The organism is Streptosporangium sp. NPDC006013 (genome assembly GCF_040614275.1).
GTDB lineage: Bacteria > Actinomycetota > Actinomycetes > Streptosporangiales > Streptosporangiaceae > Streptosporangium.
This window is the reverse complement of sequence record NZ_JBEXUE010000138.1, coordinates 1-21,518: the sequence shown is the minus strand read 5'-3', so window position 1 is coordinate 21,518 and position 21,518 is coordinate 1. Positions and strand designations below refer to the sequence as shown.

At 69.9% G+C, this 21,518-nt stretch carries 17 protein-coding genes and 1 tRNA gene; 6 read left to right on the top strand and 12 right to left on the bottom strand.

From position 1 onward, the window contains the following. Positions 1 to 184: 184 nt before the first annotated feature. Positions 185 to 751, top strand: a complete 567-nt coding sequence (locus ABZ260_RS21880) for a superoxide dismutase family protein (RefSeq protein ID WP_355620492.1) — start codon at positions 185 to 187, stop codon at positions 749 to 751. 185 nt (positions 752 to 936) lie between these two features. On the opposite strand, the gene ABZ260_RS21875 is transcribed toward ABZ260_RS21880, so the two are convergent. Both ABZ260_RS21875 and ABZ260_RS21870 read right to left on the bottom strand, forming a co-directional pair. Next, positions 937 to 1,923 (bottom strand): pirin family protein, encoded by a 987-nt coding sequence (locus ABZ260_RS21875; protein ID WP_350965619.1) that lies wholly within the window; start codon positions 1,921 to 1,923, stop codon positions 937 to 939. A gap of 96 nt (positions 1,924 to 2,019) precedes the next feature. After that, on the bottom strand, positions 2,020 to 2,868 hold the full coding sequence (locus ABZ260_RS21870; RefSeq protein WP_350921134.1) for a fused MFS/spermidine synthase: 849 nt from the start codon (positions 2,866 to 2,868) through the stop codon (positions 2,020 to 2,022). A 157-nt stretch (positions 2,869 to 3,025) separates the two neighbouring features. On the opposite strand from ABZ260_RS21870, the gene ABZ260_RS21865 reads away from it, so the two are divergent. Continuing rightward, positions 3,026 to 3,694, top strand: a complete 669-nt coding sequence (locus ABZ260_RS21865) for a hemolysin III family protein (RefSeq protein ID WP_350921137.1) — start codon at positions 3,026 to 3,028, stop codon at positions 3,692 to 3,694. A gap of 262 nt (positions 3,695 to 3,956) precedes the next feature. After that, complete coding sequence (lat, locus tag ABZ260_RS21860) at positions 3,957 to 5,363, top strand: L-lysine 6-transaminase (protein ID WP_355620488.1); 1,407 nt, start codon at positions 3,957 to 3,959, stop codon at positions 5,361 to 5,363. Here the strand turns inward: lat and ABZ260_RS21855 are convergent. The 7 genes from ABZ260_RS21855 to ABZ260_RS21825 form a co-directional block, all read right to left on the bottom strand. Next, the gene (locus ABZ260_RS21855) at positions 5,305 to 5,559 is read right to left on the bottom strand and encodes a LuxR C-terminal-related transcriptional regulator (protein WP_350921141.1); all 255 of its coding nucleotides are present in this window, start codon (positions 5,557 to 5,559) and stop codon (positions 5,305 to 5,307) included. The two genes, lat and ABZ260_RS21855, sit on opposite strands and share 59 nt — an antisense overlap. A 152-nt stretch (positions 5,560 to 5,711) precedes the next feature. Further along, positions 5,712 to 5,787 (bottom strand) — tRNA-His (locus tag ABZ260_RS21850). A 76-nt stretch (positions 5,788 to 5,863) separates the two neighbouring features. After that, positions 5,864 to 6,466 (bottom strand): oligoribonuclease, encoded by a 603-nt coding sequence (gene orn / locus ABZ260_RS21845; protein ID WP_350921144.1) that lies wholly within the window; start codon positions 6,464 to 6,466, stop codon positions 5,864 to 5,866. A gap of 21 nt (positions 6,467 to 6,487) precedes the next feature. Then, positions 6,488 to 7,579 (bottom strand): DUF2510 domain-containing protein, encoded by a 1,092-nt coding sequence (locus ABZ260_RS21840; RefSeq protein ID WP_355620484.1) that lies wholly within the window; start codon positions 7,577 to 7,579, stop codon positions 6,488 to 6,490. Positions 7,580 to 7,634: 55 nt separating this feature from the next. Continuing rightward, complete coding sequence (locus ABZ260_RS21835; protein WP_355620481.1) at positions 7,635 to 9,053, bottom strand: hypothetical protein; 1,419 nt, start codon at positions 9,051 to 9,053, stop codon at positions 7,635 to 7,637. A gap of 19 nt (positions 9,054 to 9,072) precedes the next feature. Continuing rightward, positions 9,073 to 10,767: a protein kinase gene (locus tag ABZ260_RS21830; protein WP_355620478.1), complete on the bottom strand. Its 1,695-nt coding sequence runs from the start codon at positions 10,765 to 10,767 to the stop codon at positions 9,073 to 9,075. Positions 10,768 to 10,947: 180 nt separating this feature from the next. Next, the gene (locus ABZ260_RS21825; protein ID WP_355620475.1) at positions 10,948 to 11,592 is read right to left on the bottom strand and encodes a pyridoxamine 5'-phosphate oxidase family protein; all 645 of its coding nucleotides are present in this window, start codon (positions 11,590 to 11,592) and stop codon (positions 10,948 to 10,950) included. Positions 11,593 to 11,659: 67 nt separating this feature from the next. Between ABZ260_RS21825 and ABZ260_RS21820 the strand changes: the two genes are divergently transcribed. Next, entirely contained in the window at positions 11,660 to 13,054 is a 1,395-nt protein-coding gene (locus tag ABZ260_RS21820; protein WP_355620472.1) for a PLP-dependent aminotransferase family protein, read from the top strand. Positions 13,055 to 13,088: 34 nt separating this feature from the next. On the opposite strand, the gene ABZ260_RS21815 is transcribed toward ABZ260_RS21820, so the two are convergent. Beyond that, positions 13,089 to 14,174 carry a GNAT family N-acetyltransferase gene (locus ABZ260_RS21815; RefSeq protein ID WP_355620469.1) on the bottom strand — a complete coding sequence of 362 codons (1,086 nt, stop codon included), beginning with the start codon at positions 14,172 to 14,174 and terminating at the stop codon, positions 13,089 to 13,091. 198 nt (positions 14,175 to 14,372) lie between these two features. Here ABZ260_RS21815 and ABZ260_RS21810 point away from each other — a divergent pair, with 198 nt between their 5' ends. Together ABZ260_RS21810 and ABZ260_RS21805 are read left to right on the top strand one after the other, a co-directional pair. Next, positions 14,373 to 15,398: a phosphotransferase family protein gene (locus ABZ260_RS21810; protein ID WP_355620466.1), complete on the top strand. Its 1,026-nt coding sequence runs from the start codon at positions 14,373 to 14,375 to the stop codon at positions 15,396 to 15,398. Positions 15,399 to 15,692: 294 nt separating this feature from the next. Next, a complete protein-coding gene (locus ABZ260_RS21805) occupies positions 15,693 to 17,012 on the top strand; it encodes a xylan 1,4-beta-xylosidase (protein ID WP_355620463.1) in 1,320 nt (439 codons plus the stop codon). An 8-nt stretch (positions 17,013 to 17,020) separates the two neighbouring features. Here the strand turns inward: ABZ260_RS21805 and ABZ260_RS21800 are convergent, their stop codons facing one another. Both ABZ260_RS21800 and ABZ260_RS21795 read right to left on the bottom strand, forming a co-directional pair. Further along, positions 17,021 to 18,238 carry a DUF418 domain-containing protein gene (locus tag ABZ260_RS21800; protein WP_355620460.1) on the bottom strand — a complete coding sequence of 406 codons (1,218 nt, stop codon included), beginning with the start codon at positions 18,236 to 18,238 and terminating at the stop codon, positions 17,021 to 17,023. Between the two features lie 95 nt (positions 18,239 to 18,333). Further along, positions 18,334 to 21,234 (bottom strand): hypothetical protein, encoded by a 2,901-nt coding sequence (locus tag ABZ260_RS21795; RefSeq protein WP_355620457.1) that lies wholly within the window; start codon positions 21,232 to 21,234, stop codon positions 18,334 to 18,336. Between the last annotated feature and the right edge of the window lie 284 nt (positions 21,235 to 21,518).

Genomic DNA, 21,518 nt, shown 5'->3' with positions numbered 1-21,518 from the left:
ATCCCGTGACCAGGCCGATCGCCACCGGATCGGGCGCTCATTCCGGAGCCAGCCGGTAGCCGACACCGATCTCGGCCGGCCGGGAGCGAAGACGAAGACCGGAAGCGGTCAATACCCAGTGTGATCACATGATTACTGGTTATGGTGGGCGCTGCACTGTTCCGGCCCGCCAAGGAGATCATGGATGCGCATTCTGGGAGTTCTCGCCGTCGCCCTGCTCTGCGCCGGCTGTGCTGAGCGGGCCGTCGACACCCATCCTGCGGGGCACGGCCCGGCCGTCGCCTCAAGCGCGGAGATCCGCCTTACCGGGGGCGGGGTGTTCTCCGCCCCCGAACCTCGTGCCTCCGTCATCGCCTACGACACCACGCTGGTGCCGCCGGGAGCCACGGCCCGGGTCACCGCGGAGTCGGGGGCGGTGCTCGCCACCTCCACGGTCACCGTCACCGGCATGCTCCCGGGGCGCACCTACGGGGTGCATCTGCACGTCAACCCGTGCGGTCTCAAGCCCGAGGACGCCGGGCCGCACTACCAGCACGCCCACGCCCACGCCAGTGCCCAGAACGAGGTCTGGCTCGACTTCACCACCGATGCCCGGGGGGAGGCCGCCGCCACCGCCACCCGGGACTGGGCGTTCGTCGCGGGCCGGCTGCCCAGATCGTTGGTGATCCACGCTGAGCCGACCCGCACCGCCGGCGCCGAGGCCGGCGCCGCAGGCCCCCGCGTCGCCTGCGTCACCCTCATCCAGTCTTAGGGTGTGTTCTGCGGATCTTTCCGCCTGCTGCGGTCGCCCAGACAGCGCCCCGCGGCGTTGTCGTCGCCCATAACTCCGTTATGAGCTCCTCCTCTGCCTTGCGGGGCATCCGTCTGGGCGATCCTCGCTACGGCGAAGATCCACAAAACACACCCCCGGGCGTCCGGTGCCCCGGCGCTCCGCGATCAGGCGTGGCCCGCGGGGATGGTACCGAGGCGGCCCGCCTGGTAGTCCTCGAACGCCTTGGCGAGCTCCGCCTGGGTGTTCATCACGAACGGCCCGTAGTGCGCGACCGGCTCGCCGATCGGGCGCCCGCCGAGCACGATGACCTCCATGTTGGGGCTCCGGCTCTCCTGGGTGCCGGCCGCCGACAGTGTGATGGTCTCGCCGTCGGTGCCCAGCCCCGGAAGGCTGCCGAAGCCGTCGAAGACGGCCAGCTGGCCGGACTCGATCGGCTGCCGGTCGCCGCCCGCGGTGCCGTGGCCCGACAGGACGTACGCGAGCGCGTTGAAATCCTTGCGCCAGGGGAGCGTCAGCTGGGAACCGGGGCTCAGCGAGGCGTGCAGCAGGGTGATCGGTGTCCTGGTGGAGCCGGGGCCGGTGAACTCGCCGACCTCGCCCGCGATCAGGCGGACCAGCGCCCCGCCGTCGTGGCTGCTGAGCAGGACGACGTTGGTCCTGCCGATGTCCTGGTACTTCGGCGCGACCATCTTCTCCTTGCCGGGGAGGTTGACCCAGAGCTGGATCCCGTGGAACAGGCCGCCCTTGGCGACCAGCCACTCCGGGGGAGCCTCCTTGTGCAGGATTCCGCCGCCGGCCGTCATCCACTGGGTGTCGCCGTCGGAGATCGTGCCGCCACCGCCATGCGAGTCGGCGTGCTCCATCACGCCGTCGATCATGTAGGTGACGGTCTCGAAGCCCCGGTGCGGGTGCCAGGGGGTGCCCTTGGGCTCGCCCGGCGCGTAGTCGACCTCGCCCATCTGGTCCATCATGATGAACGGGTCGAGATACTGGGGCTTGATCGTCGCGAGTGCCTTGCGGACCGGGAAGCCCTCTCCCTCGAATCCGCTCGGGGCTGTGGTGATCGCCAGCACCTGGCGCTCGCGGACCGCGTTCAGCGGCTGCGGCAGGCGGGGCAGGGTCAGTAGGTTCTCTACGGTCACGGCCGGCATTGTGGATTCCTTCCTGCGATGTTCGCAGGCGACAACTCAGTTGATGTTTCAACTATTCCATGGCGGACGAGATCGGGGAAACGGGCCGGTCGCGGGTCAGCCGAAGACCGCGGGCGGGGGGACCGGGGTGACCACGGCGTCGCCGTCGTGCAGCGGGCGGGCTCCGGCGATGAACCTGACGATGTCCTCGCCGTACACGCAGCGGGCCTGGGTGAGGCCGCCTGCGGCCCTGCGGGTCAGGTCGGAGACGGGGAGCGGCATCCGGGAGGCGGCGACGATGAGGTTGCCGAAGCGGCGGCCCCGCATGATGCCCGGCTCGGCGAGCAGCGCCACCTGGGGGAAGGTTTCGCGGACGGTGGCGAGCACCCGGCGGGTGAAGGCCAGCCCCTTGCCGTCGGCGACGTTGATCAGCACGGTGCCGGTGGCGCGCAGGACGCGGGCGACGTCTCCCATGTACTCGGAGGTGGCCAGCTCGATCGGCATCGTGGCGCCGCTGAAGGCGTCCAGCACGAGCAGGTCGGCCGAGTCGTCCCCGAGCCCGGCGGTGGCGGTGCGGCCGTCGAGGAGCCTGACCTTGAGCCGGGGCACCGACTTCAGCCGGAGCTGGTCCCTGACGAGCTGGACGAGCCCCTCGTCGGGCTCGGCGACGATCTGCCGGGACCCGGGACGGGTCGCCGCGACGTAGCGGGGCAGGGTGCAGGCGCAACCGCCCACGTGCACCGCGTCCAGCGGACCCTCGGCGAGCAGGTCGACGACGTCGGCCATCAGCTGGACGTACTCGAAGTCGAGGTAGGTGGCGTCGTCGAGGTCGACGTACGACTGCGGCACGCCGTCCTTGGAGACCACCCAGCCGGAGGGCCTGTCGAGGTCCTGTAGCAGGTCCACCTCGCCGAAGGTCACCGGATACCGTCCCGGCATCGGCTCCCGCGCTTCCCGCCTGCCCATCAGCTGGATCCTCTTTTCCGCGACGTGCACCCGGAGAGAAACCATATGCCCCGTTTCCACTACGGCGGGTCTCGGCTGGAGGAGACGCCGGTCCACGGCCGCGGCGTGTAGGGAGAATCACAACCTACGATGACGTAACTTACGCTACCGTAGGTTTATGGCCACGACCGTCGCAGAAACGCTCGCCGAGTCCGTCAAGCCCCGCCTCCGCGGCTGGTTGCACGCCGGGGCGCTCCCCGTGGCACTCGTCGCGGGATTCGTCCTGGTCGCGCTGGGGCCCACCCCGCAGGCGAGGATCGCCGCCGCGGTCTACGCGATCACCTCCGGCCTGCTCTTCGGGATCTCGGCCACCTACCACCGGGGGGTGCTCTCCCCGCGCACGGAGGAGGTGCTCCACCGGCTCGACCACGCCAACATCTACCTGATCATCGCGGGCACCTACACCCCGTTCGCGCTGCTCGCCCTGGACGCTCCGGCCGACGCGGTGGTGCTCGGCGTGATCTGGGCGGGTGCGATCGCCGGGGTGCTCTTCCGGGTGCTGTGGGTCAACGCCCCCCGGTGGCTCTCGACCGCCCTCTACATCGGCCTCGGCTGGACCGCTGTCTTCGTGCTGCCGCAGCTCGTGCGGGGCGCGGGCGTGGTCGCGGTGGCCCTGGTCTTCCTCGGCGGGGTGCTCTACACGGCGGGCGGCGTCGTGTACGCCATGAGGCGGCCGGACCCCTCCCCCCGGTGGTTCGGCTTCCACGAGGTCTTCCACGCCTTCACCGTCGCCGCCTACCTGGTGCAGTACGTGGCGGTCTCCCTGGTGGTCTACGCGGCGGCGTAACGTGCCGTTCTCCGGCGAACTGACCCGGCCCGACCTGCGGCAGGTTGATTTGACTGATTTGTGGTCTCGGAAGGAGTGGTCCCCGGGAAGGGAGACGGTCATCGAGAGGGGCTCGGGCCGCACGGTCCCGGCACCCGGGCATACATGCCCAGGGTGCCGGTAAACCGAAAAATCTTCATAAGAACCGCCTCCAGCGCGTAATGTCTCCGTGTAGATGTGTCAATTACGGGGGATCATCTCTTTGGATCACCGTGGAGGGGACATGGACGTGCACGCCCGTCTCGCTCGTCATCTGCTCGTCGACGGCTACCGGCTGGTGCTGGACCTTGAACGGAGCCGAGGTTCCCGGCTCGTCGACGCCCACACCGGCCGGAGCTACCTGGACTTCTACAGCTTCTTCGCCTCGGCCCCGCTCGGGGTGAACCCGTTCGACGACGACCCCGAGTTCCTGGCGCTACTCGGCCACGTCGCCGCGAACAAGCCCGCCAACTCCGACCTCTACACCTCCCACCTCGCCGACTTCGCCGACACGTTCGCCAGGGTGCTCGGTGACCCCGAGCTGCCGCACCTGTTCTTCGTGGAGGGCGGAGCCCTCGCCGTGGAGAACGCGCTGAAGTGCGCCTTCGACTGGAAGAGCCGTCTCAACGCCTCACGGGGGCGCTCACCCGAGCTCGGTGGCAAGGTGCTCCACCTCACCCGCGCCTTCCACGGGCGCAGCGGCTACACGCTCTCGCTGACCAACACCGACCCGATCAAGACCGACCGGTTCCCGCAGTTCGACTGGCCCAGGATCGAGGTGCCCGCGATCCACCTCGGTGACGTCGAGGCGGCAGAGGAGAGATCCCTGGCCGCGGCGCGGGCGGCCTTCGAGCGCCATCCTCACGACATCGCCTGCTTCATCGCCGAGCCCATCCAGGGGGAGGGCGGCGACAACCACATGCGGGCGGAGTTCCTGCTCGCGATGGAACGGCTCTGCCACGAGCATGACGCCCTCCTCGTCCTGGACGAGGTGCAGACCGGTGCCGGGACCACGGGCACCCCCTGGGCGTACCAGCAACTCGGCCTGAGTCCCGATGTGGTGGCCTTCGGGAAGAAGGTCCAGGTGGGCGGGATCATGGCGGGCCGCAGGGTCGACGAGGTGCCGGACAACGTGTTTCAGATCAGCGGCAGGATCAACTCGACCTGGGGCGGAGGACTGGTCGACATGGTCCGATCCCGCCGGATGCTGGAGATCGTGGAGCGCGACGGCCTGATCCCGCGCGCGGGCAGGCTCGGCGCCGAGCTCCTCAAGGCGCTGCTGGAGATCCAGGCCGGCTTCCCCGGCCTGGTGGAGAACGCCCGGGGGCGCGGCCTGATGTGCGCGTTCGACCTGCCGGACGCCGCGCGGCGCGACCTGTTGGTGGCCACGCTCAGGGAGGACGAGGGCGTGCTGGTCCTGCCCTGCGGCGAGCGCTCGGTACGGTTGCGCCCGGCGCTCTCGATCGCCTCCGAGGAACTGAGGGAGGGCACGTCCGCCATCGCCCGCGCCCTGGAGGTCTTCCACCACCCGAGGCGCCCCGCCCGGTCGGGCCCGACGGCTCCGAAGCGGTCCGGAGACGTCGTGTCGCCGTTCAGCAGTGCTGAGGGTCCTCGCGCGCGGCCCGTTCCAGCCACAGATCGATCGCGGTGACCCGCGAGTCGACCCCCAGCTTGGCGTATATCCGGTTCACATGGTTCTTCACGGTCTTCTCGCTCAGAAACAGGTGCTGGGCGATCTGCCCGTTGGAACGACCCGTCGCGATCAGTTCCATGACCTCGGTCTCGCGCCTGCTCAAGCCCGTCACGACTGTGGGTTCCGCGTCGAACGTGGCATCGTCGACTCTCATCCGGCCTCCGTGGTTGCAACACGGTCAGGTCGCCGAAACCCCCGATCCTACGGCGTAGCGATAGCTGCGAGCATAACCCGCAATATCCACTTTTGGTGGGTAACGGGAGTGGAAATGCAGAACGACCGGTCCCGAGGGACCGGCCGTTCTCATGGGGTGAGCGAGGGGACTTGAACCCCCGGCATCTAGGACCACAACCTAGCGCTCTGCCAACTGAGCTACGCCCACCATCGCCGCCGTGGCAGCACATGAAAAGTGTAGCGGTCTTTGGGAGTCGTTTCGTACCGGGTTTCCCGCGAGCCGGTCAGGGTTTTCGCGCGGACACGGTCTCGGCCAGTTCCCTGGCGGTGGCGGAGTCGGGTCCCGGCTGGGGCACGAAGACCGCCGCGCGGTAGTAGCGCAGTTCCCGGATGCTCTCGACGATGTCGGCCAGCGCGCGGTGGCCGCCCTGCTTCTCGGGCGAGGCGAAGTAGACCCGTGGGTACCAGCGCCGGGCCAGTTCCTTCACCGAGGAGACGTCGATCATCCGATAGTGCAGGAAGGCGTCCACGGCGGCCATGTCCCGGGAGAGGAACGACCGGTCGGTGGAGATGGAGTTGCCGCACAGCGGAGCCTTCTTCGGCTCCTTGATGTGTCCCTTGATGTATTCGAGCACCATGGACTCGGCCTCGGCCAGCGTGACGCCCTCGCTCAGCGCGTCCAGCAGGCCGGAGGCGGTGTGCATCTCGCGCACCACCTCCGACATCTGCTCGATGGACTCGGGCGGGGGTTTGATGACCACGTCCACACCTTCGTCAAGCTGGTTCAGCTCACCGTCGGTGACCACGCAGGCCACCTCGACGAGCGCGTCACGGCCAAGGTCAAGCCCGGTCATCTCACAGTCGATCCAGACCAGCAGGTCACTCATAGCCTTCAGGGTAGTACTCCGTTACGAGAGCTTGAATGACTTGATCACCTTGTCCACCGTTGAGATGCCGAGATTGTCGGGCACGCTGATGTAGGCCAGCGCCGCTCGGCTGCCCTCACCCCGGTCGACGATCAGGAACGCGGCCCGCTCCCGCTTCCACTTCCAGCCGTTGGCCTCCGACTGCTCGGAGAAGTCCAGGTCGAAGACGAACAGCCGGGCGTCCTTGCCGCTCACCTTGACCGCCTTGTCCTCGACGATCTTCCGGCGGTGCGGGGGGCTGTAGAAGTTGGGCTCGATGACCTGCAGCAACGTCGCGGCGACCGAGCGCATGCTCTCGACACCCTGGTAGCCGTACTGGTCGGGAAGCTCGCCGGTCAGCACGTTGCCGACCCAGTTGCCGCCCTTGCCGTCGAAGTTCTCGTGGGCGGTGGCGACGGCCGCGCTGGTCCAGGTGAACCCGAGCCCGCTGCCGGGGCTGGGAGGTACCTGCCACGGCCCTTCGGGGATCTGGTAGGACAGGCCGGTCACGGGGTCGGTGATGCGCCCGTCCACCGGCTGGGGCGGCGGGCTCTGCGAGGGCGTCGGCTCGGGGGTCGACTCCCGGCTGGGTTCCCGGCTCGCCGAGGGGGGCGGCGTACGGGACGTGACGGGCTCGCCGGCCTCGTTCCTGCTGTCGGGGTTGATCAGATACATCGCGGCGACCACGATCACGACGATCAGGACCAGCGCACCGCCACCGCCGAGGATCCACGGGAGCGGACCGCTCTTGCGCGGCGGCGGCCCGGACGGGTGAACGCCGTACGGTGGGAGGGGCATCTGCGCCGTGTTGCCGTTCGGCTGTCCCGTGCCCGCCGGTCCCTGCTGCATGGTCTGCTGGTCCCACTGGCCGGTCGGGCCCGTTCCCGCGGGCTCTCCCGGCGAGGGCGCCGCGGCCTGTCCCGTGGGGGGAGGCTGGGAGGAAAAGGGGCCGGTCTGCGATCCCTGAGGCACGCCCTGCCCTGTGGGGACATCCGTCTGATGGGTGGCATCGGTCCACTGGTGGCCGTCCCACCACCGCAACAGCGGCGAGCCGTAGGGATCGGGGTACCAGCCGGAGGGGGTCTGCGTGGTCATGGCCGTCAGAGTAGTAAGAACGGCTTTGTACTGCATTGTGGACCTTGCGGATCACTCATGAACATTTGTAGGTGAAGGTGGCTCTGTCCTGGACCTTCTTGCCCTCGGGGGCCGGCGAGAGCAGCGACAGGGTGATGGTTCCCTTGAAACTTCCCTCGCCCTTGACCGTCCAGTCCAGGCTCACCTTGTGCGAGGTCGCCCCGGACGAGATCTGGTCGGTCTGCACGATCGGCTCCTTGCGGTCGCTCCGCTTCCACTGGTAGCTGACCTCCCCGCCCGCGCCGTTGGTGTGCAGGACACCGGTGATCTTCACCGTCGTGTCGCAGCCCTGGGTCTTCCTGGGGGCGCTGACGTCCACCTTCGTCACCTCAAGCGGTGTCGACGAACCGCGGAACAGCCAGAGCGCCAGCGCGCCCACGACCATCAGCGCGAGGATCGCCGAGGAGAGGATCGTACGACCGCGACGCCGCCGAGCATGGGGGACCGAGGTGGCCCTGAGCCTGTCGGAGGGCGGCTCGGTCTGCTGCTGGTCCCGGCCGGCCCGCCAGATCTGGGCGGCCGTGGTCTCGGCGGGCACCCCGGGGCCGAACCGCAGGACCACGTCCTCGGGCCGGTGCTCGTCGGCCCCCAGGGTTCGCTGCTCGCCGGTTCCCGGAACGTGGAGCAGCGTGACGATCTCCCCCTCGTCGGGGGCGGCCGGTACGGGCGGCGGGGGCCCTCCCCGGCCGGGCGCCTCATACGTCGGCCATCGGTGCAGGGTCTCCGCGAGCCTGTCGCGGGTGGTGAACCCGGAGGGCAGCACGTCACGCCCGGCGAGCAGGGCGTCGCGCGCGGCGGCGAGCCCCCGGATGGAGGCCGTCGCCGCCACCCGTTCCAGCAGCCCCGCGGCTTCCCGGTCGGCCGAGGCCCAGGTGGCGGCCAGCCCCCGGGCGAGTGACGCCCAGGCGGCCACGTCCCGCTCCGGCGCGGGCGGGCGGCCGAGCAGCGCGTCGAGCAGCCCCCGCTCGGCGAGCAGTGCCGACCCGTCCGGGGCGATCACCACGGTGCCCGGGTGAAGCTCACCGTGGATGAGCCCGGAGGAGTGGACGGCCAGCAGCACCCGCGCCGTCTCCATCAGGACCGTGGCCGCGCTGCCCGCGTCGGGCCCGGGTGATCCAGCGGCTCCGGACAGCAGGTCGCGCACCGTCGGTGCCGCCGGTTCCGAGGTGATCAGCCAGACCTCGTCCTGGGCCGTGATGAGGTCGGCGATCGGGACCAGCCCGGTCAGGCCGCTCTGCGTGAGCCTGCGGTCGGCGACCACGGCCGCGATCAGCCTCTCGCGGGCCGAGGGATCGGCGACCAGTCGCGGGTCGAACCTGAGCGCGCCTCCCCGCCGTCCGTCGGCCGCGACGGCCGACGACCAGATTCCCAGGTCTCCGGCCCAGGTAGGACCGGTCAACCGGAATCCGGCGACGCCGCCCCGGTCAGTGTTCATGATTCCGCCCGTTCCCTGGTTACCGGCGTCTCCTGTGCCGTCCCGCCACGCCGCGCTTGACGGCCAGTGTGACCGGCACGGCACCGCTTGTCACCAGGCCCAGCGCGAGGAGTGCCGAGGGGGCCGTCTCGACGGGGGGCAGGGGCGAGCTGGTGAGCTTAGGGGTTTCCTCGGAGGTCGGGGTTTCCTCGGGGGCCGTCTCGGAGGGGGCGGGTGAGGACGTGGTCGGCCGCGTCGTCGGCTGCGTCCGGGTGGGCTGGGCCGACGGCTGGGTCGGGGCCGTCGTCGGGGCCGTCGTCGGGGACGGCGATCTGGTCGCGGGGGTACTCGGGTTGCCGGGATTGCTGAGCGTGGAGCTCTCCTCGGGGGAGGGAGACTCGGCCGGCTTCCCGGTCGGCTTACTGGTCGGCCGCGCGGTCGGCTTCCTGGTGGGCGTCGCCGACGCCTTGGGCGTCTTGGAGGGCGTCGCGGCGGTCGGCACGGGTGGGAGGCCCGAGGCGGTGCTGCTCGGTGTGGGGGTCGCGGAGGGCGCGCCCGCGGTCGGTGACGCCTCCGCGGGCTCGTCAGGCTCGTCGAGCTCGTCGCCGCCGTCCCCGGGGAGCACCGTCTCCAGCGGGTCCGAGGGGGTCGGGTCCTTCGTGACGGCGGAACTCTGCGGCTGGATCTTCGTGGTGCCGCCCGATCCGACCAGTACCGCGGTCAGCCCGCCGATCACCGCGATGCAGCCGACGCCAATGAGGATCTTGACGCTCAGCTTGCTGAGCGAGGAGGTCCTTCCCCCCTTGCCGCCGAGCTCGGTCGTGGCCAGCGAGGTGTCGGCCGCCGGGGCGGGCGCGTCCAGCGGGAACAGCCCGGCCAGCAGCCCGACGATCCCCGCCAGGCGGCGGCGGCCGCGCTCCTGCCAGTCGGGACCGTAGGCGTCGGCGGCCACGGCCTCCAACTCGGTGAGGAACGCGGAGGCGGTCGGCGGCCGGTCGGCGGCGTGCTTGGCCAGGCCGCGCTCCACCAGCCCCTGCAGGGCCGGGGGCACCTCCTCGACCGGCGGCGGCATGACCTGGTGCTGGCGGGCCAGCGCGGCGATGTTCGTGGCCCGGAAGGGGCGGGTGCCGGTCAGGCATTCGAAGAACACGACAGTGGCGGCGTAGACGTCCGTGGAGGGCCCGGCCGGTCCGCCCACCCACTGCTCGGGGGCCATGTAGGGCGGGGTGCCCGCGGGGGCGTCGCCGTCGCCGGAGCGGAGCGCGATGCCGAAGTCGACGAGCTTGCTCTTCCCGTCTGCCTCCACCATCACGTTCTCGGGCTTGAAGTCGCGGTGCACCACGCCCGCCGAGTGCGCGGCGGCCAGCCCCATGAGCGAGCCCTTGAGCACGAGCAGCGCCGCCTCCGGGCCGGTCGGCCCCTCCGAGCGCAGCAGCGCGCGCAGGGCGACGCCGTTGATCAGCTCCATGACGATGGCCGCGCCGTCGCCGGTCTCGACGTAGTCGTAGAGCCGGACGGAGTGCGGGCTGTTCAGGGTGTTGAGCACCCTGGCCTCGTGCCGGAAGCGCGCCACGAAGCCGACGTCGCCCCTGAGCTCGTCGGACAGGTACTTGATCGCTACCAGGACGCCGTCGGCATCGTGGCGCGCCATCGCCACACGCCCCGCCGCGCCGGTGCCCAGTTCGCGGATCTCGGTGTATCCGGGGACTCGCCAGGCCGATGGCGTGCCGTACATAACGGTCTCCTCAGTTGTCTGGGCCCCCACCCATAACAGACGGACCGTAGCTTAGCCATAGAGAAACGCATTTCGCGCATTAATCGCGAATCAGTCTCACTCCATAGGGTCGATCGGTAGGAGCGGCGGGGTCTCGCACGGACAGGCGCGCCCCGTGGTGCGTCGGCCCGCCGCGGAGACTCAACGAACGGGCATGGTTCGTGACGCGATGTGCGCGGGGACGGCCAGGTCCCCGGTCATCGCGGGATCGGGCTCGGGAGCTCCCCAGACCTGGTGGAGCGGCAGGACCCCCGCCCAGATCGGCAGCTCGTAGTCCTCCTCCTCGTCGATCGGCGGGCCCTGTCGCACCTTCACCGACGCCTCGGCGAGGGAGAGGGCGAGCACTGTGGTCGCGGCGAGTTCCTTCCTGGTGGGCGCGCGGCTGGCGTCCCACTGGCCGGGGGCCAACTGCTCGGTGATCGCCCGCAGCCCGGCCAGATGCTCCTCGCCGTCCTCCACCCGGCGGACACGGCCGTAGACCATGGCGCAGCGGTAGTTGAGCGAGTGGTTGAAGGCTGAGCGGGCCAGCACGATGCCGTCCAGGTGGGTCACCGTGACGCAGACCTCGTCCGCGTTCCGCAGGGAGGTGGCGCCGGTGGAACCGTGCACGTAGAGGGTGTCGCCGATCCGGCCGTAACCGGTGGGGACGACCATGGGGAAGCCGTCGACCACGACGCCCAGATGACAGACCAGCCCGGCGTCCAGCACCGCGTACAGATCCTCGTGAGAGGTCAGGCCCCTGTTCTTCGAGCGGCCGAGGGTGGTGCGGGGAGTCGTAGAGAGCATGGCACTAGCCTAGAGAGAAGTGGATACCGAGAACATGTCCACTTCCATGCGCTTACAGGAGACCACTTTGCCGCGCCTCGCCGTCGACCTGCCCGTTTCGGTGGACCGCGAGTCCGGTACGGCACTCGCCGTCCAGCTCGGTGACCGCCTCAGGGCCGCCATGCGCGACGGCGCCCTCGCCTCCGGCGAGCGACTGCCCTCCACCCGTGCCCTCGCCGGCCAGCTCGCGGTCAGCCGTACCGTCGTCACCGAGGCCTACCAGCAGCTGTACGCGGAAGGCTGGCTCGAAGGACGCCACGGCTCCGGCACCTACGTGGCCGACATGGTGGTCCCTCCCGCGAACGAGCGCGCTCGCGGCCCCCTCGCGCCACCTCCCGTCGCCCTTCCCGGCCAGGACACCCCGCCGGGGGACGGCGGGCGGGTGATCGACCTGCGTCCCGGGCGGCCGTGGGTCCACGACTACGACCGGGCGGCCTGGCGCAGGGCCTGGCGCGGAGCGGCCGACCTGCCGCCGGCGAGCGACCCCGATCCCCGCGGCCTGCCCAGGCTCCGCACGGCCCTGGCCGAGCACCTGCGCAGGACCAGGGCGATCCCCGTCGGGCCGGAGAACATCATGGTCACCCGGGGCACCGGCAACGGGCTCGACCTGGTCGCCGCCACGCTCCTGCGGCCCGGTGACCGGGCCGGCGTCGAGGAGCCCGGCTACCGCGTCGCCAGGAACGTCTTCGCCGGGAGGGGAGCGGAGATCGTGCCCTGCCCGGTCGACGAGGACGGGGTCGTCGTCGACCGCCTCCCGGATGACCTGCGTGTCCTCTACACCACTCCGGCCCACCAGTACCCCCTCGGCGGCCGCCTGCCCATCCCGCGCAGGGAGCGCCTTCTCGCCTGGGCCCGCCGCACCGGTGCGATCCTCGTGGAGGACGACTACGACGCCGAGTTCCGCTACGACGTCGCGCCGCTGCCCGCCCTGCACGGCCTCGGTCCCGAGCGGGTGGTGCTGCTGGGCAGCCTGAGCAAGGCCCTGACGCCGGACATCGGCGTCGGCTGGCTGGTCGCCCGGCCGAGCCTCATCGAAGCCATCGCCCTGACCAGGGACGACCTGGCCGACCGCACCGGCGGCCCGGCCCAGCAGGCGGTGGCGGTGCTCTGCGAGAGGGGGGACCTGGACCGGCACCTGCGCCGGATGCGGCTGGAGTACGCGCGCCGCCGGGCCGTGGTCGTCGACATCCTCGGCCCCAGGGTCATCGGCGACACCGCGGGCCTGCACGTCATGGTGGAGCTCGCGGAGCACGCGGTCACGCCGCTGGTCGAGGCCGCCCGTGCCCGTGGCGTGCTGCTCGACTCGATGACCCGCCACTACCACGGGCCGCAGCTGCGGCACGGCCTGGTGATCGGCTACGGCTCCGCGTCGCAGGCGGACGTCAGGCGGGGCGTCTCGGTGGTCGCCGAGCTGATCGGGTGAGAAAGGACCGTTCCCGCACCGCCGCGAACCCTGCTCAGGGGGATTGCAGAGACGTTCGCAGGCGGCCGTACGTCTTGAGCGCGCGGTCGGCGGTGGTGCGCAGGAGCGGGTTGGCCAGGACCGTGCCACGTGCCTTGCGCACCGGCACCCGCAGCATCCAGTGGACCCCGGCACCGGGGCTCAGCCGGGCGATCCGGCCCTCCGAGACCTCGTACTCGCCGTTCTTCAGCTTCTCCTTGTACTCCTTCTCCCCGCGGCCCATGTCGATGACTCCGATCCCGGCCTCGGCGGCCTTCTCGGCCATGGCCAGGTGGTGGATCAGGCCGGGGGAGTACTTCGCGAAGGCGGTGTCGTAGGCGGGGAACCAGCCCGCGAGCGTGGTGCCGGTGCGCAGGCCGAAGTGCCCGGCGACCGGCCGGTCGCCCACGTACACCATGTCGAGGACCCCGCCGAAGTGCTCGGTGTCGGTGGCGAGGAACCGTTCGACCAGCTCCACGATCCACGGCCGGGCGAACCGGTCGTTGCGGCCGGTGCGCCGGTACTGCTCGGTCTTCCAGCCGAGCAGCGTGCGCAGCGGCGCCAGGTCGGTGGTGGCGTAGTCGTGCCGGAGCGGCCCGGCGTCACGCTGGAGCTTGCGGCTCTTGTACGCCGTCGAGCGGTAGGTCTTGCCGGAGGTCACCTTGATCGTCTCGATGTACGACTCGAAGCCGTCGCGGAGATCGATGATCGGTGAAGGGTGCCTGCTGTGCCCCGGCTGGAGCAGCGGCTGCCCGGCGATCAGGTGGTCGAACTCGTAGACGGCCAGGCCGCACGCCCTGATCAGGCGCTGCGCGTCGATCTCCACGTCCTTGGCGTGGACCAGCCCCTGCGCGTCGGTCAGGCCTGCGGCCACGGGCATGCCGATGCCCATCGGATGGCGTTCGAAGGGGAAGAACCCCACCACGTCCTGTCCTTCGTGCAGCACCGCGACCCGGACGCGTTCCTGCAGGGCGCCGACGGTGACTGTGAACTCCGGCGACAGGAACGGGCTGTCGAAAGCGGCGTCGGCACCCTGGAGAGTCCTCCAGCGATCGATGTCGACCGGTCCGAGATCACGGGGTTGAACGATTGAGACGCGCATGAGCTCCTACTGGGATGTGCGGGGTCCCCTTACGTCATCCTGTGCAGAATGCCGTAAAGCCCAAGCATGCTGGTAGGGACGTAATGTAACGATAAAGTACGGAAGGAATTTCCCCGTAGTCGGGAAGGCAACGTTTCGGGATCTCATTGTGAGGTCCCGGCTGGCGCCACTCACCCGAGTGGCGTTCTAATGGGGGCCATGAGCACCCCTGGCATCGACTGGTCCCGCCTCGTCGAATGGATCGCGGCCAACGTCCCCGGCGTCGGCGAGCCCACCGGGGTCTCCCTGATCGCCGGTGGCAGATCCAACCTGACGTACCTCGTCGAGACCCCCGGGCGCCGCCTGGTGCTGCGCCGGCCGCCGCTGGGCCACGTGCTGCCGACCGCCCACGACATGAGGCGCGAGTGGCGGGTGATCTCGGCGCTCGCGCCGACCTCGGTCCCGGTGCCGGAGCCGGTCGCCTTCTGCGACGACCAGGACGTGATCGGGGCGCCGTTCTACCTCATGGCGCACGTGGACGGCGCGGCCGTGCGGAGCCAGGAGGACACTCGGGATCTCACCCCCGAGCAGGCCCGGAGACTGTCGGAGCGGCTGGCCGAGGTGCTCGCCGCGATCCACGCGATCGACTACGAGAAGGCGGGCCTGGGGGACTTCGGACGCCCCGAGGGATACATGGCCCGCCAGCTGGAGCGCTGGGGACAGCAGTGGGAACGGTCGAAGACCGGCGAGTTGCCCGCCTACGACCGCCTGGTGGCCCTGCTGCGCGAGCGCCTGCCCGCGCGCTCAGCCTCGACACTGGTCCACGGTGACTACCGGCTCGACAACACGCTCGTGCGAATCTCGCCGGACCCCGACATCCTCGCCGTCGTCGACTGGGAGATGTCCACGCTCGGCGACCCCCTGGCGGATCTCGGCCTCACCCTCACCTACTGGCAGGACCCCGGCGACACCGAGCGCGCCTCGATCCCGGTCGCGGCAGGCGTCACCGTGACCCCCGGCTTCCTCACCGCCCGCGAGTTCGCCGCACACTATGCCAAGGTCTCCGGCGCCGACCTGTCCGACCTGGACTTCTACCTGGCCTTCGGCAACTACAAGCTCGCCGTCATCGTGGAGGGCATCCACGCCAGGTTCAAGCAGGGCAAGACCGTCGGTGAGGGCTTCGAGCACATCGGCGCCGCCGTTCCCACGCTCGTCGACCGGGCGCTGCGGGTCCTGGAGGGCTGAACCCGCGGTCGCGGTCGCCGTCCACCTTCGGACCCGTGGTGTGGGTGCCGCACGGCCCGGTGAGCAGGGTATGACGGGAACTACTTCTGGCTTTCAACCGTCATGCAAGTCGCCATGGATACGCTGGCGACGCGACCGGTAACGCTTGTCTGTGAAGCAGCTCAGCTCACCGTCACGTCCGTTGTCGCTGTGGAACGCTACATTCATTGACCTGCGAGGATCGAGGAATCGGTGATACCGACTAACGGACGGCACCAGCGACGGCGCCCGGCCTGGCCGGTCGCACTGGGAGCGATGGCGGTAACGGTGGTGCTGGTGGTGGGCATCATCGCCTTCGCCGCCAAACCGGACATTCCCCGCGGACAGCGTATGACAATTCCTCCCACGCAGGCGGCGCCGACACTGGAGGAACCACCCGCGGTTCAGGACTGGCCACGCTGGGGCATCACCCACACCGAGTTCAGCGCCGACAACGAGAGCGGCGCGGTCACCGAGGCCGCCTCCCACATGCTCAGCCGGGTCCCGATGCTGCAGAACCAGCACATCATGGGCTGGGGCGCGGGCAACCCCGAGCCCGCACCCGGCAAGAACGACTTCCGCGACCTCGACCGTCGCATCAAGTTCATGTCCAGGTCCCAGGCCATCCCGATCATCACGCTCTGCTGCTCGCCCGACTGGATGAAGGGCGGCACCTCCGGCCGGACCGACTGGACGCAACTGGAGACGGCGCCCCGGCGCGAGCACTTCGACGACTACGCGAAGCTCGCCGCGACGGTCGCCAGGCGCTACCCCACGGTCAAGCACTTCATGGTCTGGAACGAGCTGAAGGGCTTCTGGAACAACGCCCAGAACCGCTGGGACATCGAGGGCTACACCGAGCTCTACAACAAGGTCTACGACGCGCTGAAGGCCGTCGACAAGGACATCAAGGTCGGCGGGCCGTACGTGTCGGTCGGCAGCACCACCGCTCCCGAACAGGGGGCGGAGATCAAGGGGCCGTGGGGGAGCGTCATCCAGCGTGACCTGGAGGCGGTCGAGTACTGGATCGAGAAGAAGAAGGGCGCCGACTTCATCGTCGTCGACGGGGCCTCGGTCACCAGGGAGGCCGGTGCCTACCCCGACGAGTTCACCGCCCTGGGCAAGTTCGGCGCCCTCACCACCTGGCTGCGGCAGAAGAGCGGCGACCTGCCGGTCTGGTGGGCCGAGTGGTACGTCGAGCCGGACAGCAGGGACTGGAGCGAGGAGCGCCGCATCGCGGTGCAGACCGCGGCGATGATGGAGTTCGCCACCAGCGGCGTCACCACCTCGCTCTACTGGAGCCCCCAGCGCAAGTCCACCGGCGACGACCAGGTCTGCCTGGGCTGCCTGTGGCACCCGAGCACCGGTGCGGAGATGCCCATGGCGGGCATCCTGAGCGGCTTCACCAAGTGGTTCCCGCTCGGGACCAAGCTGGAGACGGTCACCTCCTCCAACGAGAAGGTGCGGGTCCTCGCCCAGGAACGGCAGCTCGTGATGGTCAACACCACCGACGCGGCCGCGAGCACCACCGTGGACGGCAAGCAGTTCGAGCTGAAGCCGTACGAGGTCAAGTGGAGCGAGCGTACCGGTGCGTGAGCACCAGGCTAGGCTCGCTCAGGACGGGAGGGTCTGCGCCAGTTGGTGAACCAGCGCAGTAGCCATTCCACGGGCCCGTACTGATGGCGGCTCAGCCACCACCGGCTCCACACGGCCTGGACCGTGAAGATGGCGATGCCGATCGACACCACGGAGAACGGACTGAGCTGGTCGACCAGGCTCATCCCGTAGCCGGTGAAGATCAGTGAGCTGATCAGCGACTGCCCCAGATAGTTCGTCAGTGCCAGCCTGCCGGGAGGCGCGAGCGTCCCGGCCAGGCGAGGTGCCGAGGGGAGCAGACGCAGCAGGGTGGCGGCGTAGGCCGCGGCCAGCAGCGGCGCGGTGACCAGGTTCACCGACTGGCCGACCATGTGGTACGCGTGCCCGCCGTCCGACCAGGTCGCGTGCGTGTAGACCACGGCCCCGGCGAGGCCGACGGTGAACCCCGCCCACTGCAGCCGCCGCAGCGTCACGGTGTGCCCGGACAGGTCACCCAGCAGGCGCATCTTGCCCAGTGCCAGTCCGACCAGACAGGCGGCGAGCACGGTGGGCCCCTGGAAGAAGACCCGCAGCACGAAGATCCTGGCCAGTTTGTGCAGGTGCTCGTTGATGATCATGGATGCGGAGCCGTGCAGGGCGCGGTCGGACATGGCGGCCTGGGCGGCGTTCTCGGAGACCGCCCTCGATGCGTCGGCGCCCAGCGTCGCCAGTAAGGCCAGCAGCAGCATCCCCACCGCCAGCGCCACGGTCAGCGCGATCGCGGAGATCATCGCGGTGCGCGGGGTGATCCGCCGCACCGCCAGCAGGACCAGCCCCACCACCGCGTAGGTGGCCAGGATGTCACCGGGGAACAGCAGGATGCCGTGGGCGAGGCCGAGCAGGAACAGCCCGCCCAGGCGGCGCAGGAACCTGGGGACGAACGCCGTCGCGGAGGCGTGGGCCGAGTCGAGCTGAAGGGTGAAGCTGTAGCCGAACAGGAAGGCGAAGAGCAGATAGAACTTGTTCTCGAAGAACAACGAGACGACCCAGCGCACCTCCCAGTCGAGCGGCGCGGAGAACGACGGCGCCGCCAGCCCGGCCATCCGATATCCGGAGGCGAGGTAGGTGATGTTGACCACCACGATGCCCAGCAGCGCGAAACCGCGCAGCGCGTCGACCGCCGCGATCCGCCGCCCCGTGCCCTGGGTGGAGGTCCCCGCCCGGCCACGGGGTTCCCCTGTGAACATCCAACCGTCCTTCGACCAGGCTCTGAGACAGGCGTCTCCCAGCAAACGGTGCTCAGTATGGCGCGGGGAGGCCGCCGGCCAAGCGACTTTGTCCTTTATTGAAGTTGGTAGCCGATGACGATGAAGCGCTCCGCGATCACCGCGAGGGCCAGCACGAACGCGGGCACCGCGACGAACAGGATGCGTCTTCTGGCCCGCCTCCCACTCTCGCGGCCGCCCAGGCGGAACACCTCGTAGACGAACAACGCGATCCAGGTCACACCCAGCGCGGCCAGGCCGACCGGTGTCCACGGAGAGGTCGGGTCGCTGCCACCGAGCGGTACCCCGCGCTCGGGGATCTCGGTGCCCTCGGGGAAGGACTTCAGCGTGTAGACGGCGGCGTCCTCACCGTTGAACACCCGTTTGAGTTCCTTGCTGGCGTCCAGCGCGACGCGGAACCGCGGTGCCCAGTCATCGGGGTAGCCGTGGTTGAGCTGCAGGTATCCGGCCTGTGCGCGGGTCGCCACCAGGTAGGTGTTGGGCGGTGACGCGCGAAGCTTGTCGATCACCGTGGTGAGCTCGGTCGGATCAGGGGCCACCAGCACCTGCTCGTAGGAGATCTTGTCGAAGTCCCGTTCGCCCCACGGAATGATGGGCGTGACCTCCGGACCGAGCACCGGGGAGAGGAAGAGGACGCGGGCACTGGGTTCGTCATGGTCGTAGATGTAGTGCATCGCCGCGACCTCGCTCGCCGAGACCCGCTCGAACTGCTCGTTGCCGTACCGGGCGACCAGGAAGACCATCGCCAGTGCCATGGCGCATCCGGCGGCCAGCAGCAGCGAGATCCGGCGCGTCAGCTCCGGGTTGAACCGGATGTTGCGCCTGCGGATCGGCACCGTCTCCTCCGGCGCGTCCTCCGTGCCGGCGGGAAGGTTCGGGAAGAAGGCGTAGGCGGCCAGGATGCAGGCACCGGGCAGTGCGAACAGGTAGATCCGCAGGCCGATCTCACCGCCGTAGTTCTGCAGCCCGAGCGCCAGCACCGGGATGCAGAGCAGAAGCAGCGCCGCGCGGTCGCCGACACCGCGCCGCACGCGGCGCAGCAGGCCGATGGCGGCCAGTGCCAGGATGACGCCGCAGATGCCGAGGCGGGCCATCAGGACGAGGGCGTGCCTGGGGTCGCTGCCGTCGATCCGGTCGCCGGTGTTGCTCTGCAGGTTCTGCAGGATCCGGCCCAGCCCGCCGAAGAGCTGGTCGATGTGCCCGCTCCAGAAGGTGACGGTCTGGTAGCTGATCCACGACAACACGATCAGGCCGAGGAAGAACGGCAGCGCCCAGCTGAGCGAGGTGCGCCGGAGCAGCAGCAGGCCGGTCAGCGCGCCGAGCATCATGAACGGCGTGATCTGGTGCGAGGCGGTCGCGGTGCCGAACAGGCCGATCAGCACGATCAGCATGATCACCCGGTCGTAGGCGCCGGTCGAGTGGGGCAGCTCGCCGGGGGTCAGCCCGTCCAGGCGGGCCAGCAGCCGCCGGACGCGCCCCTTGGCGGGCATCGGTTTGTCGCGGGGCTCGACCTTGCCGAACCAGCGCAGCACGATCGCCACGAAGGCCAGGTAGATCGCGTATGTGAAGCCCTGAGAGGAGAAGTAGTCCTGGCCGATCCACTGGACGATGACGAACAGCAGGGCGGCGAACCAGCGGGCCCGGGTGGTGGCGACCACCTGGCGCAGGATCAGCACGAACGGCAGCAGGTACAGCAGGTTCGACAGCAGCGGCGTCCACCGCATGATCGTCGCCAGGTCGGTGACCCCGGCGGCCTTCGTGACGAACGCCACCAGCGCGAAGAACCCGGGCCAGGCGAGGCGGGCGTCGAGGATCGCGGACGACTCGCCGGTGCGGTTGATGTACTCCACGAAGCCGGCGTGCACGTAGGCCGTGGGGAACCTGGCCTCGTCCGAGATCAGAGCCGACGCCCCGTGCAGGGCGAAGGTGATCGCCGCGATCTGGAAGAGCAGCAGGAACTTGCGGTCGGTGTTCTGCGCGATCGTGACGAAGAACGCGACGAGCATCAGCAGGATCGCGGCGAACGCGGTCAGTGGCATGGCCGAGATCAGGCCCAAGGCGTCGATCTTGGTCACGTCGACGCCCCGCAGCGGGCCCGGCGTCACGCGCAGGGCCAGCACGTACATGATCAGGCCTTCGACCGTGAGCAACGGTGGCAGCCACACCGCGGCCGACTGCATCACGCTCGTCATTCGCGACGGCCTGGCGGCGGCCGGAGCCGCCTTCCCCGGGCTCCGCGGCGCGCTCTGCGGCTCCCGACGGTCCGCTGGAGCCGTGGCCTCCGAAGCGGTCTCAGAGGTCCCTGGAAGCGGGCTGGACGTCGTGACGGCCCTTTCCCGCGGCCTCCGCTCCGGTGTTCCTCCTTCCGCGGTCACCGGTCCCGCGGGCTCCGCCTCCGTGGGCTCCGGCTCCTCGGGTTTCGGCTCCGTGGGTTTCGGCGTCGGGCGGAGCGGTGCCGAGGGCAGACGCATCTCCGTCGTGGTGTCGATCTCACTGCCGGAGGCGTCCTCGGCCTCGGGAGCGTCCACCGTGGGCGGTGAGATCGGGCGCGCGGGGAGCCGGATGACGGCGGTGACCTCCGAGTCGTCGCCGTCCGAGGTATCCGGAGCTCTGCCGGGAGCCTGGTCGGGGATCACCTCCGGTGGCGTACCCGGCGTGTCGTCGGCGTCATCGGCGTCGTCATCGGCGTCGTCCGATGCACCGTCGCCGCCGTCACGAGGACCTTCGGTGGCCTCACCGCCGGAAACCCCGCCCTTCGGAACCTCGCCGTCACGGCTGTCACCCGATGCGGCGTGATCGGGAACCCCACCGTCGGGCGCCTCCTCCGGAGCCTCGGAGGGCGCGGTGCCGACGGGCTCGCCGCCGGACCCGGCCCGCGCTCCGTCCGAGGGCGCGGGCTGGGTGGGATCGGTCTCCCCGACCTCGGCAGTCTCCGCCGCCGCCGGCGTCGTCGTCACGTCATTACCTGCCCGTTGCCTCACGTCTAACATCATGGCGGCTACGCGGACCGAGGTGCGACGAGCGAACACGAAGTTACGTCATGTTCGACTGCTTTGCGTAGACCGTTGAAGAGCAATACCGCGACCGAATTCCCGCCCGGTGGCACCTGTCCCGCCGCCTTCGCTCCCTCGGGGAAGCGAAGACGAGGGCGGAGAGGGGTGGGCGTACCCGGGAGGGCACCGGCCCGCGGGCCGGCGACCACCAGACCGATCCCCAGCCTCGCACAGATCGGCCGGACCCC